Raw genomic sequence first — 12,957 nt, 5'->3', positions numbered from 1 at the left:
GTCAGGACTTTCCTTCCGGACCGGTCACCGCGGGGGCGGTGAGGTCCTCCTCTTCCGGGAGTTCCTCGGTGTCGACTCCGCGGACCTGGGACAGTTCGTGCTTGAGGGCGGCGAGTTCGGTGCCGCCGGCCATGTGGTTGGTGAGTTCCTCGAGGGTGATCTCGCTGCGCTCGGCGGAGAGTTCGAGGGTGCCCAGGCGCAGCACGCTGAAGTGGTCGCCGACCATGTAGGCGTGGTGCGGGTTGTGGGTGATGAAGATGACGCCCAGGCCGCGTTCGCGGGCGGCGGCGATGTACTTCAGCACCACCCCGGACTGCTTGACGCCGAGGGCTGCGGTGGGCTCGTCCAGGATGAGGACCCGGGCGCCGAAGTAGACGGCGCGGGCGATGGCCACACACTGGCGCTGACCGCCGGAGAGCGTGCCGATGGGCTGGTCCAGGTCGTCCAGGACGATGCCCATGTTCCGCAGTTCGCGGTCGGCGGTCTCCTTCATCCTGGTGATGTCCAGACGGCGCACGGGCCAGGGGCCCCGGGTCATCTCGGAGCCGAGGAAGAAGTTCCGCCACACCGGCATCAGGGGAACGGTGGCGAGGTCCTGGTAGACGGTGGCGATGCCCTTGTCCAGGGCCTCGCGCGGGGTGGTGAAGCGCACCGGATCGCCGTCGACCAGGAAGTCGCCCTCGGTGTGCTGGTGCAACCCCGAGATGATCTTGATGAGGGTCGACTTGCCGGCCCCGTTGTCGCCCAGGACACAGGTGACCCGGCCGGGAAAGACCCTGAGGTCGACGCCGTGCAGGGCGCGGATGTTGCCGTAGGACTTGCCCGCGCCGCGCAGTTCCACGATCGGGGCGCTCTCGGCGGGTGCCGTGTCCTTGAGGATGGCGCCGTGGGTTCCGGTTCCGTTGTCTGTCATCGGGTCACCTCCTGGTCGCGGTGCGCTGGACCCACAGGTTGATCAGGACGGCGCCGAGCAGCATCACGCCGAGGAAGGCCTTGAACCAGTCCGGGTTCCAGCCCGCGTAGACGATGCCCTGCTGCACCATGCCGAACATGAAGGCACCGAAGACCGGGCCGATCGCCGAGCCCGCACCACCCGTCAGCAGACAGCCGCCGATCACCGCCGCGGAGATGTAGATCAGCTCCTGGCCCACGCCCTCACCGGACTGCACCGTGTTGAACGAGAACAGCTGGTGCATGCCGACGAACCAGGCACCGAAACCGACCAGCATGAACAGCGAGATCTTGGTGAAGGTCACCGGCACACCGACCGCGCGCGCCGACTCCTTGTTGCCACCGACCGCGAAGACCCAGTTGCCGTACTTCGTACGCAGCAGCACCCAGGTGGCGATGGCCGCGAAGACCAGCCACCACACGATGGTGATCTTCACTTCGACGCCCCCGATGTGGAAGGAGGACGCGAAGACGCTCCTGACCTGGTCGAAGCCGTCCATGTTGCTGATGTCGTCGGTGGCGACGTTGCCGGTGACCAGCTTGGTCACCGCGAGGTTCACGCCCTGGAGGATCAGGAAGCTTCCCAGGGTGATCAGGAAGCTGGGCAGACCCGTCTTGACGACCAGCCAGCCGTTCAGGAAGCCGATCGCCAGCGACACGACGAGCGCGACGATCACGCCCACCCACACGTTGAGGGTCAGCTGGTAGCTGAGCATGGCGGCGGTGAGCGCCGAGGTGATGACGGCGACGCCTGCCGACAGGTCGAACTCGCCGCCGATCATCAGCAGGGCGACCGGCAGGGCCATGATGCCGATGGTCGACGACTGGTAGAGGATGTTCGCCATCGAGCTGGCCTCGCGCACCGGCGGTGCGGCGACCAGGAAGAAGACGTAGACCGCGACGGCGCCGAGGAAGACGCCGACGTCCGGACGGGCCAGCACCCGGAGCGCCAGCGGGCGTTGTGCGGTGCGGCCGTCCTTCTCCTTGGGGCCGGGGGCCGGCGGTGTGGACACCGCCGGCTGTGCCTGCTGGCTCATACGATCACCGAGTGCCCTTCGCCGCGAACTGGGCGACCTTGTCCACGTTGGTCTTGTCGACGAAGGCCGGCCCGGTCAGCACCGGCTGCTCACCGCCGCCCATGTAGTTGCCGTTGTTCTTGTAGAGCCACAGCGAGTCGACCGCCAGGTAGCCCTGGAGGTAGGGCTGCTGATCCACGGCGAACTCGATGGTCCCCTTGCTGATGGCGCCGGTCAGGTCCTTGTTGAGGTCGAAGGTGGCGATCTTCGCCTTGCTGCCCGCGTCGGACACCGACTGCACGGCGATCAGCGCGATGGGGGCGCCGAGCGTGACCACGTGGTCGATGGCGCTGTCCGTCTTGAGCTTGGCGGTGATCGTGGACTTGACCGCGGTCGGGGACGTGCCGTCCACGTACAGGGTCTCCGTCGTCCCCGAGAAAGTCTTCTTCACGCCGTCGCACCGCTGGGTGAGGCCGACGTTGCCCTGCTCCTGGATGACACAGACGACCTTCTTGGCGCCTTCCGTGTTCAGCCGGTTGCCGAGCGCCTCGCCCGCCACCGTCTCGTCCTGGCCGAAGAACTCCAGCAGGCCGAGCTTCTTCCAGTCGCTCACACCGGAGTTGAGCCCGACGACCGGGATGTTCGCCGTGGTCGCCTTGCCGATGACGGTCTTGAGGGCGTCCGGCTTGGCGAGGGTGACGGCGATCCCGTCGACCTTCTGGTCGATCGCGTTCTGCACCAGGTTGGCCTGGTTGCCGGCGTTCGGGTCGGCGGAGTAGACGAGCTTGACGTTGTCCTTGGCGGCGGCCGCCTCGGCACCCTTGCGGACGATGTCCCAGAAGGTGTCGCCGGGCGCCTGGTGGGTGACCAGCGCGACCGTCATGCGCGGGGTGCTCGCCTTGCCGGCGGAGGCGGACGCACCGCCCTCCTCCGACTTCTTTCCTCCGGAGCTGCTGGAGCAGCCGGCGAGGGTCAGGGTGGCCGCCACGGCCACGGCCACGAAGGGGGCCAGTCTCCGCGGACGGATACGGGATGAGCGGTCCATCTTGCCTGCACCTCACTGTGCGACGGGAAAGAAAGGGGGATCCGCGAGGATCCTGGACCCGGTCCGGAAAGCGCCGGTCCGGGTCGGTGCTGTGCGTTGGGACGGGATACAAGTCCCTGCGCGGCCCGCTGTCAATACTTTGTTAAGACATCATTTCACATTCAGGTCCGAATGTAAGTACAAACCATTGACAGCTCGGCCTGCCCCGATCTACACCTGAGAGGCATCCCGCCCCACCCGGGGAGCCTCGCGATCCCTACCCGCTCCCGCCCGGCGTACCCCTGCACACCACCCCGCCCGAATGAGGTCCCCATGAGCCAGCCGACCACCCGCCTGACCGTCGCCCAGGCACTGGTCCGGTTCCTGTCCGCCCAGTACACCGAGCGCGACGGCGTCCGGCACCGGCTGATCGCCGGCACCTGGGGCATCTTCGGCCACGGCAATGTGGCGGGTATCGGCCAGGCGCTCCTGGAGTACGGCGACGTCATGCCGTACCACCAGGGCCGCAACGAGCAGGCGATGGTGCACGCGGCCGTCGGCCACGCCCGCCAGCTGGACCGGCTCTCCGCGCAGGCGGTGACCACGTCCATCGGCCCGGGCGCCACCAACCTGGTGACCGGCGCCGCCCTCGCCACGATCAACCGGCTTCCGGTGCTGCTGCTCCCCGGCGACTACTTCGCGAGCCACGCGCCCGATCCGCTGCTGCAACAGCTGGAGCACCCGGTCGAGTTCGACGTCTCCGTCAACGACACGCTGCGCCCGGTCTCCCGCTACTTCGACCGGATCACCCGCCCGGAGGCGCTGATCCCGTCCGCCCTGAACGCCATGCGGGTGCTCGCCGACCCGGCCGAGACCGGCGCGGTCACCCTCGCCCTGCCCCAGGACGTCCAGGCGGAGGCGTACGACTGGCCCGAGGAGTTCTTCGCCGAGCGCGTCTGGCGGGTCCGCCGGCCCGCCCCCGACCCGGTCGAGCTGGCGGCCGCCGTGAGCGCCGTACGGGCCGCTCAGCGGCCGCTGATCGTGGCGGGCGGCGGAGTCCACCACAGCCGCGCCGAGGACGCCCTGAGGGCCCTTGTGGAGGCCACCGGCATCCCCGTGGCCTCGACCCAGGCGGGCAAGGGCGCGCTGCGCCACGACCACCCGGCCGACCTGGGCGGTATCGGCCACACCGGGACCGCCGTCGCCGACGACCTGGCCCGCACCGCCGACCTGGTCATCGGGGTCGGCACCCGGTACTCGGACTTCACCACGGCATCCGGCACCCTCTTCCAGAACCCGGACGTCCGCTTCGTCAACCTGAACATCACCGGCTTCGACGCCCACAAGCTGTCCGCCCGCACCCTCGTCTGCGACGCGCTGGCGGGGCTGGGCGCCCTCACGGAGGCCCTCGCCGGGCACCGGGTGGCCGCGGACTACGAGGCCGAGTACCGGGCCGGCAAGGAGCGTTGGGAGGCCGTCGTCGAGGCCGTCTACCGCGCGGACGACGAGGACGCCGTGCCGACCCAGACACAGGTGCTCGGCGCCCTGGACGCGGTGGTGGGCGATGACGACGTTGTCATCAACGCGGCCGGCTCGCTCCCGGGCGACCTCCACAAGCTCTGGCGGGCCCGCTCACCGCGCCAGTACCACCTGGAGTACGGCTACTCCTGCATGGGCTACGAGATCCCGGCCGGCATCGGCGTCCAGCAGGCGGCCCCGGACACCGTGGTCTGGTCGCTGGTCGGCGACGGCACTTATCTGATGAATCCGACCGAGATCGTCACCGCCGTCCAGGAGGGCCTGCCCGTCAACCTGGTGCTGATCCAGAACCACGGGTACGCCTCCATCGGCGGCCTCTCCGAGTCGGTGGGCGGCGAGCGGTTCGGCACCGCCTACCGCTACCGCCTGGCCGACGGCACCTTCGGCGGCGCCCCGCTGCCGGTCGACCTCGCCGCCAACGCGGCCAGCCTCGGCATGGAGGTGCTGCGCGCCAAGACCGTGCGCGAGCTGCGCGAGGCCCTCGCCGCGGCCCGGGCGAGCGACCGGCCCACCTGTGTGTACGTCGAGACGGACCCGGCGCCCACCGCTCCCCCGGCCGAGGCCTGGTGGGACGTGCCGGTCGCCGAGACCGCCGCCCGCGAGGCCGCCGTACGGGCCCGCGAGGACTACGACCGGCAGCGCGCGGAGCGCCGTCGGCACCTGTGAACCCACGAATCCCGGAAGGAGGTGTCCCGGTGGCCCGAACCGGTGGTTCCGCCCGCACCGCGACCGTATCGGCGCTCGACTCCCTGGACTTCGCCCTGGACCGCGGCAGTCCCGTACCGCTCTACTACCAGCTCGCCCAGCAGCTGGAGGAGGCCATAGAGCACGGCGTCCTCGCCCCGGGAAACCTCCTGGGCAACGAGATCGACCTGTCGGTGCGGCTCGGCCTGTCCCGGCCCACGGTCCGCCAGGCCATCCAGTCGCTGGTCGACAAGGGCCTCCTCGTGCGCCGCCGGGGCGTGGGCACCCAGGTGGTGCACAGCCAGGTCAAGCGGCCGCTGGAGCTGAGCAGCCTCTACGACGACCTGGAGTCGGCAGGGCAGGGCCCGACCACCCGGGTGCTGCGCAACGAGCGGATCCCGGCGACCGGCGAGGTGGCCGCCGCGCTCGGCATCGCGGAGGGCGCGGAGGTGGTCGTGCTGGAGCGGCTGCGCTGCACGCACGGCCAGCCGGTGGCGTTCCTCTGCAACTACCTGCCCGCCGCCCTGCTCGAACTCGACACGGAACGTCTGGAGTCGACCGGCCTGTACCGGTTGATGCGCACGGCGGGCATCACCCTGCACAGCGCCCGGCAGACCGTGGGCGCCCGCAGCGCCACCGCCGAGGAGGCCGGCCGCCTCGACGAGAAGGCGGGCGCCGCCCTGCTCACCATGCGGCGCACGGCCTACGACGACACCGGGCGCCCGGTGGAGTACGGCAGCCATGTCTACCGGGCGTCCCGGTACGCCTTCGACTTCCAGCTGCTCGTACGGCCGTAGCACGGGCGTGGAACGGTGCGCGGAACGGTGCGTGGCGGTACGGCCGCCGCGGGTTTAACCGCTGGTCCCGCCACGGGAAACCAACATGCCCGCACACGAGCCCCCAGGGAGTTCGTCCCCTGGGGGCTCGGTTGTACCGCTCTGTTCAACAAACCGGCAGGCAACCATGTCGATTACGTTTCGGGCAAGAGACGGGTGAGAGGGACGCAGGCTATTGACGCATGAGCGGACAAGCGGCTGTTATTGCGCCCACGATGTTCGGCCGAGTTGGTTTCTGATCGGTTTCGGGACCTTTCGAAGATCAGCTCTTCCCCTTGCCGAACCCTGTTACTCAGGAGCCGCCATGCGCATCTCCCCGTCCGGTCTTCACCTGCCGGGTCCGAGCCGCCGTAACGTCCTGCGTGGGGCCGGTTCGGCCGCCCTCCTCGCCGGTGCCGGCATACCCCTGCTGTCCGCGTGCGGCGGCAGCGGGTCCTCCTCCGACCCGAAGACGGTCTCTCTCGGCTCCAACGGCTCGGACGCCGTGCCGAAGAAGGCCTACGCGGAGATGTACGCGACCTTCAAGAAGCAGTCGGGCATCACGGTCGATGTCAACACGAAGGACCACAACACCTTCCAGGAGCAGATCAACTCCTACCTGCAGGGCACGCCGGACGACGTGTTCAACTGGTTCGCCGGGTACCGGATGCAGTTCTTCGCGAAGAAGGGCCTCGCCACTCCGATCGACGAGGTCTGGGACAAGATCGGCGACGGCTTCCCCGACGCGATGAAGAAGCTCAGCAAGGGCGAGGACGGCAAGTACTACTTCGTGCCGCTGGACACCTACCCCTGGGCGATCTTCTACCGCAAGAGCGTCTTCCAGGAGAAGGGCTACAAGGTTCCCACCACCTGGGACGACTTCGTGGCTCTGTGCAAGCAGATGAAGAAGGACAACCTGGTCCCGATCGCGTTCGGCGACAAGGACGCGTGGCCGGCGATGGGCACCTTCGACCAGCTCAACTTCCGCATCAACGGGTACGACTTCCACGTCGACCTGATGGGCGGCAAGGCCCAGTGGACCGACCCGAAGGTCAAGGCCGTCTTCGACCACTGGGCCGAGATCCTCCCCTACCACCAGGACGGCTTCATGGGCCGCACCTGGCAGGACGCCGCGCAGACCCTGGTCTCCAAGAAGGCCGGCATGTACCTCCTCGGCTCCTTCGTGGCCCAGCAGTTCACCAACAAGGCCGACCTGGACGACCTCGACTTCTTCGCCTTCCCGGAGATCAACTCCGCGTACGGCCAGGACACCGTCGAGGCGCCCACCGACGGCTACATGGTCAGCAAGGCCCCGAAGAACAAGTCCGGCGCCTTCAAGCTGATGGAGTACCTCGGCACCCCCGCGGCGGAGCAGATCTACCTCAAGGCCGACTCCAGCGTGGTCGCCGCCTCCTCCAAGGCGGACACTTCGTCGTACTCCGCCCTGCAGAAGAAGGCGTACGACATGATCAGCAACGCCAAGAGCCTGACCCAGTTCATGGACCGCGACTCCCGCCCGGACTTCACCTCGACGGTGATGCAGCCCGGCCTGCAGAAGTTCCTGCAGAACCCGAAGGGCGTCGACAGCCTGCTCTCGTCGATCGAGCGCCAGAAGAAGACCATCTTCGCGTCCGAGTGAGCCTGCTGAATGACGACTGAAACCACCACGAAGTCCCAGGAGGCGGCCGCCGTGCCGCCTCCTGGGCGCGCGTCCGAGAAGAAGCGGGTCCGGCAGGGGCACAAGCGCCTGCTGACCCGCCGCGACCGCATCACGCTGGCCTTCATGGCCGGCGTGCCGACGGTGCTCCATGTCCTGCTCGTCTGGGTGACCGCACTCGCCTCGATCCTGCTGGCCTTCACCACCTGGGACGGCATCGGCTTCGACTCCATCAAGTGGGTCGGGCTCGACAACTTCCAGCAACTCTTCAGCGACAACCCGCAGTTCTGGCCCGCGGTCCAGCACAACATCATCTGGTTCGTCGTACTCATCCTGATCCCGACGCCGTTCGGCCTGTTCCTGGCCGTACAGCTGGACAAGCGGATCCGGTTCACCCGGGTCTACCAGACGGCGTTCTTCCTGCCGGTCGTCATCTCCATGGCGTGCATCGGGTTCGTCTGGCAGCTGATCTACAACCCGGACACGGGCCTGATCAACAGCATCATCGGCGCCAACAAGCCGGGCCACTACATCGACTGGATCGGTGACCCGAAGCTCAACCTGTGGGCGGTCCTGATCGCCGCGTCCTGGCGGCACGCCGGTTACATGATGATCCTGTACCTGGCCGGTCTGAAGAGCGTCGACCCGTCGCTGCGCGAGGCCTCGGCCCTCGACGGCGCCAACGAGTGGCAGACGTTCAAGAACGTCATCTTCCCGACCCTGCGGCCGACCAACACGGTCGTCCTGGTCGTCACCATCATCGAGGCGCTGCGCGCCTTCGACCTGGTCTTCGTCTTCAACAAGGGCGCCCAGGGCACCGAGTTGCTCTCCATCCTGGTGACCAACAACATCATCGGCGAGTCCAGCCGCATCGGTTACGGCTCGGCGATCGCGGTGGTGCTGCTGTTCATCTCCCTGATCGTGATCATCCCGTATCTGATCGCGACCTTCCGGAAGGAGCGGCGCGCATGAGCACCGTGAGCGCGCTGGCCAAACAGCGCACCCCGATCCGTCCGGCCCGCGTCCTGCTGCACGTCTTCCTCGCCGTCACGGCGCTGGCATGGCTCGCCCCGCTGCTGTGGGCGATCTTCTCGGCGCTGCGCCCGTACAGCGAGACCAGCGACCGCGGTTACGTGTCCTGGCCGCACACGCTGAACTTCGACAACTTCAAGAACGCGTTCACGCAGTCGGACATGACCCACTACTTCATGAACACGCTGATCATCGCGGTCCCGGCCGTGCTGCTCACGCTGTTCCTGTCGTCGATGGTCGCGTTCTACGTCAGCCGCTTCGACTTCCGGCTCAACCTGGCGCTGCTGCTGGTGTTCACGGCGGGCAACCTGCTGCCGCAGCAGGTCATCATCACCCCGCTGTACCGGCTGTACCTGCTGACGAACCTGCCGGGCATCACGGAGAGCGGCAAGCTGTACGACTCGGCGCTCGGCCTGGTGCTGATCCATGTGGCGTTCCAGTCCGGGTTCTGCGCGTTCGTGCTCAGCAACTACATGCGGTCGCTGCCGCACGAGCTGACCGAGGCCGCGCTGGTGGACGGCGCGTCGGTGTGGCGGCTGTACTGGCAGATCACGCTGCCGCTGTGCCGGCCGGCGATGGCGGCCCTGGCGACCCTGTTGTCGATCTGGATCTACAACGACTTCTTCTGGGCCCTGGTGCTGATCTCAACCGGAGAGAACATGCCGATCACCTCGGCGCTGAACAACCTCTCGGGTCAGTACTTCACCGACCCGAACCTGGTCGCCGCCGGTTCCCTGCTCACCGCGATCCCGACGCTGGTCGTGTACTTCGCGCTCCAGAAGCAGTTCGTCAGCGGTCTGACCCTGGGCTCCGCCAAGGGCTGACCGCCCCCCTCCGAAAGAGAACCCCGTGCACAACCCGTTCACCCCGGTCGCCTCCGTGCCCGTGGACACGCGCACCGCCCGTGTCCACGAGGAGGGCTGGCAGTCCTGGTCGCCGAGCGGCTCCTACGCCCTCGGCGCCGCCCCGCACCGCCCGACGAACGACAACTGGGCGACCGTGTGCTACCGCCCCGGCCGCGGTGTGCCCGCCGGGGCCTTCCAGGGCGAGGGCCTGCTGGCGCTCGACCCGGGCGACGGCTCCCCGGTCCGGCTCTGGGCGGCGACGGACCCGCTGCACGAGGTGCCGTCGATCCGGCTGACCGTCACGGGCGGTGTCGCCGAGATCGAGGCGGACGGCCCGGTCAAGGAGTGGACCGGCACGGACATCCAGTCCGTGCCGGCCGACTGGGCGGACTCCCTGGCCCTCCCGGCGCCCCGCCCGGCGCCCACCGTCTGGTGCTCCTGGTACGAGTACTTCACGGCCGTCACCGAGGACGACATCCACGAGAACCTGCGTGCGATGGACACCCTCGACCTGCCGATCGACGTGGTGCAGATCGACGACGGCTACCAGAGTGCCCTGGGCGACTGGCTGAACCTGTCCGGCCGCTTCCGCTCCCGGCGGGGCATCGCGGACGCCATCCGCGCCCGCGGCCGCCGGGCGGGCATCTGGACGGCGCCCTTCCTGGTCGACCCGTCGAGCGCGCTCGCCGAGACGTACCCGGACTGGCTGGTCCGCGACCCCGACGGCAACCCGCTGCACGCGGGCCGCAACTGGGGCCACGACCTGTACGTCCTGGACACCACCCACCCGGCCGCCGCGGCCTACCTCACCGACGTCTTCGCCACGCTGCGCGCCGAGGGCTACGACTACTTCAAGGTCGACTTCCTCTACGCGGGCGCGCTGGACGGCGTACGGCACTCGGGCGCGGACCCGCTCACCGCGTACCGGCTCGGCATCGCCCTGATCCGGGAGGCCATCGGCGCCGACGCCTACCTCCTGGGCTGCGGAGCGCCGATCCTGCCTTCCATCGGCCTGTTCGACGCGATGCGGGTCAGCCCGGACACGGCCCCGCACCGCCGCCCCGAGGCCGGCGACTACAGCCAACCGGGCCAGGACCCGGCCGAGTTCACCGGTGTCGGCCGCCAGTGGCAGCACGGCCGGCTCTGGATCAACGACCCCGACTGCCTGATGGCCCGCCCCGCCGTGGAGACCCGCGCCCGGTGGGCGGCCCATGTGGAGGCCGTCGGCGGCCTGGTCGCCTCCAGCGACCGGCTGCTCTCCCTCGACCCGTGGGGCGTGGACACGACCCGCCGCCTTCTCACCGGAGCAACCGGAGTCAACCGATGAGCGACCGCACCCTCTCCGTCCCGGGCATCGCCTACGGCGGCGACTACAACCCCGAGCAGTGGCCCGAGGAGGTGTGGGCCGAGGACGTCCGTCTGATGCGCGAGGCGGGCGTCACCATGGTGAGCGTCGGCATCTTCTCGTGGGCGCTGATGGAGCCGTCCGAGGGCGTCCACGACTTCTCGCGGATGGACAAGATCCTCGATCTCCTCCACGAGAACGGCATCGCCGCCGACCTCGCCACCCCGACGGCCGCCCCGCCGGCCTGGTTCTTCCGCGCCCACCCGGAGGCGCTCCCGGTCGACCACGACGGCCGCACCCTGTCGTACGGCAGCCGGCAGACGTTCTGCCCCAGCAGCCCCGCCTACCGCGAGGCCGCGCTCCGGATCGCGGGCGCGATCGCCGAGCGGTACGCGAGCCACCCGGCCGTCAAGATGTGGCACGTCCACAACGAGTACGGCTGCCACAACGCCGCCTGCTACTGCGACGCCAGCGCGGAGTCCTTCCGCCGCTGGCTGCGGGCCCGGTACGGCGACGACCTGGCCGCCCTCAACCACGCCTGGGGCACCACCTTCTGGAGCCAGTGGTACTACGACTGGGACGAGATCCTGCCGCCCCGCGCGACCGGTGCCGTACCCAACCCGACGCACCAGCTGGACTGGCGGCGCTTCTGCTCGGACGAGCTGCTCTCGCTGTACACGGCGGAGCGGGACGTCCTCCGGGCGGCGGCGCCCGCGATCCCGGCCACCACCAACTTCATGGTGATGCACAACTTCGACGCCCTCGACTACTGGCGCTGGGCACCGGAGCTGGACGTGGTGGCCAACGACCACTATCTGATGTCCGCCGACCCCGAGTCGGAGATCGACGTCGCGCTCAGCGGCGATCTGATGCGGTCGCTGGCGGGCGGGCCGTGGCTGCTGATGGAGCACTCGACGGGCGCGGTCAACTGGCAGCCCGTCAACCGGGCGAAGAAATCCGGTGAGTTGCGCCGCAACGCGCTCGCCCATGTGGCGCACGGCGCGGACGGCATCTGCTACTTCCAGTGGCGGGCGGCGAAGGCCGGCGCCGAGCAGTGGCACTCGGCGATGCTGCCGCACGCCGGGACCGACAGCCAGATCTGGCGGGACGTGGTCCGGCTGGGCGCGGATCTCGGGGCGCTGGCCGAGGTGCGCGGCAGCAGCGGTACGGCGGAGGTGGCCGTCGTCTGGGACTGGGACGCCCGCTGGGCGGTGGAGTTCCCCTCCCAGCCGAGCGGTGAACTGCGCTACCTGGAGCTGGCCCGCTCCTGGTACGAGCCGCTGTGGCGGGCGGGCGTGGCCGTGGACTTCGTGCGCCCGGACGCGGACCTGTCGGCTTACAAGGTGGTCCTGGCCCCGAACCTGTACCTGGTGGACGACGCGGGCGCGGCCAACCTGACGTCTTTCGCCGAGGCCGGCGGCACCCTCGCCGTGGGCTTCCACAGCGGCATGGTGGACGAGAACAGCCATGTGCGGCTGGGCGGTTACCCGGGTGCGTTCCGGGACGTCCTGGGCGTCCGGACGGACGAGCTGTTCCCGCTGCTGCCGGGTGAGCGGGTGGCGCTCAGCGAGGGCGGCACGGGCTCGCTGTGGTCGGAGCGGGTGCGGCCGGAGGGCGCCGAGGTGGTCACGTCCTTCGCCGACGGCCCTCTGGCCGGTGTCGCGGCGGTGACGCGGCACGCGTACGGCACGGGCAGCGCCTGGTACCTGGCGACCCTGCCGGACGCGGAGACCCTGGCGGGGCTGCTCGCCCGGATCCGCGGGGAGGCGGGCGTGGCCGTGGGCCGTACCGCGCCGGCGGGCGTGGAGGTCGTCCTGCGGCGCGGCACGGACGCGGACTACGTGTTCGTGATCGACCACGCCGGACAGGGCGCCGAGGTCGCGGTGGCGGCGGGGTCGGTGGAGCTGCTCTCCGGGAAGCCGGCCGACGGGACGGTCGTCGTGGCGCCGGGCGACATCGCCGTGGTGCGGGAGCGTCGGGCGTTCGCCTAGCGCCAAGCCGACAAGGCCGTTCGGCGACTGCGAGTCCGTCGTGGCTGGTCGCGCGGTT

Annotated in this window: 10 protein-coding genes; 7 read left to right on the top strand and 3 right to left on the bottom strand. The window is 69.4% G+C overall.

Going from position 1 to position 12,957, the window contains the following annotated elements; all coding sequences use genetic code 11:
- Window position 1: 1 nt before the first annotated feature.
- From ACGFZQ_RS12810 to ACGFZQ_RS12800, 3 genes are read right to left on the bottom strand one after another with little or no spacing between them, the layout of a single operon-like run.
- Entirely contained in the window at window positions 2-913 is a 912-nt protein-coding gene (locus ACGFZQ_RS12810) for an ATP-binding cassette domain-containing protein (protein WP_393840350.1), read from the bottom strand.
- Window positions 914-917: 4 nt separating this feature from the next.
- The gene (locus ACGFZQ_RS12805; RefSeq protein ID WP_393840349.1) at window positions 918-1,988 is read right to left on the bottom strand and encodes an ABC transporter permease; all 1,071 of its coding nucleotides are present in this window, start codon (window positions 1,986-1,988) and stop codon (window positions 918-920) included.
- A gap of 4 nt (window positions 1,989-1,992) precedes the next feature.
- Window positions 1,993-3,012, bottom strand: a complete 1,020-nt coding sequence (locus ACGFZQ_RS12800) for a sugar ABC transporter substrate-binding protein (RefSeq protein ID WP_393840348.1) — start codon at window positions 3,010-3,012, stop codon at window positions 1,993-1,995.
- Between the two features lie 312 nt (window positions 3,013-3,324).
- Here ACGFZQ_RS12800 and iolD point away from each other — a divergent pair, with 312 nt between their 5' ends.
- The 7 genes from iolD (at window position 3,325) to ACGFZQ_RS12765 (ending at window position 12,899) form a co-directional block, all read left to right on the top strand.
- The gene (iolD, locus tag ACGFZQ_RS12795; RefSeq protein ID WP_393840347.1) at window positions 3,325-5,196 is read left to right on the top strand and encodes a 3D-(3,5/4)-trihydroxycyclohexane-1,2-dione acylhydrolase (decyclizing); all 1,872 of its coding nucleotides are present in this window, start codon (window positions 3,325-3,327) and stop codon (window positions 5,194-5,196) included.
- A gap of 29 nt (window positions 5,197-5,225) precedes the next feature.
- The gene (locus ACGFZQ_RS12790) at window positions 5,226-6,011 is read left to right on the top strand and encodes a GntR family transcriptional regulator (RefSeq protein WP_351748918.1); all 786 of its coding nucleotides are present in this window, start codon (window positions 5,226-5,228) and stop codon (window positions 6,009-6,011) included.
- A 343-nt stretch (window positions 6,012-6,354) separates the two neighbouring features.
- Entirely contained in the window at window positions 6,355-7,668 is a 1,314-nt protein-coding gene (locus ACGFZQ_RS12785; RefSeq protein WP_393840346.1) for an ABC transporter substrate-binding protein, read from the top strand.
- A gap of 9 nt (window positions 7,669-7,677) precedes the next feature.
- Window positions 7,678-8,658: a sugar ABC transporter permease gene (locus ACGFZQ_RS12780; RefSeq protein WP_351705786.1), complete on the top strand. Its 981-nt coding sequence runs from the start codon at window positions 7,678-7,680 to the stop codon at window positions 8,656-8,658.
- Window positions 8,655-9,542: a carbohydrate ABC transporter permease gene (locus ACGFZQ_RS12775; RefSeq protein ID WP_351748913.1), complete on the top strand. Its 888-nt coding sequence runs from the start codon at window positions 8,655-8,657 to the stop codon at window positions 9,540-9,542. The genes ACGFZQ_RS12780 and ACGFZQ_RS12775 overlap by 4 nt, the downstream gene beginning before the upstream one ends.
- A gap of 25 nt (window positions 9,543-9,567) precedes the next feature.
- Window positions 9,568-10,890 carry a glycoside hydrolase family 36 protein gene (locus tag ACGFZQ_RS12770; RefSeq protein ID WP_393840345.1) on the top strand — a complete coding sequence of 441 codons (1,323 nt, stop codon included), beginning with the start codon at window positions 9,568-9,570 and terminating at the stop codon, window positions 10,888-10,890.
- Window positions 10,887-12,899 (top strand): beta-galactosidase, encoded by a 2,013-nt coding sequence (locus ACGFZQ_RS12765; RefSeq protein WP_393840344.1) that lies wholly within the window; start codon window positions 10,887-10,889, stop codon window positions 12,897-12,899. Before ACGFZQ_RS12770 ends, ACGFZQ_RS12765 begins: the two co-directional genes overlap by 4 nt.
- The last annotated feature ends 58 nt before the right edge of the window (window positions 12,900-12,957 follow it).

The sequence above is a fragment of the Streptomyces sp. NPDC048254 genome, assembly GCF_043201895.1.
Classification (GTDB): Bacteria; Actinomycetota; Actinomycetes; order Streptomycetales; family Streptomycetaceae; genus Streptomyces.
Note: the sequence above shows the minus strand (reverse complement) of the source record. Positions and strands in the feature narration are given on the sequence as shown.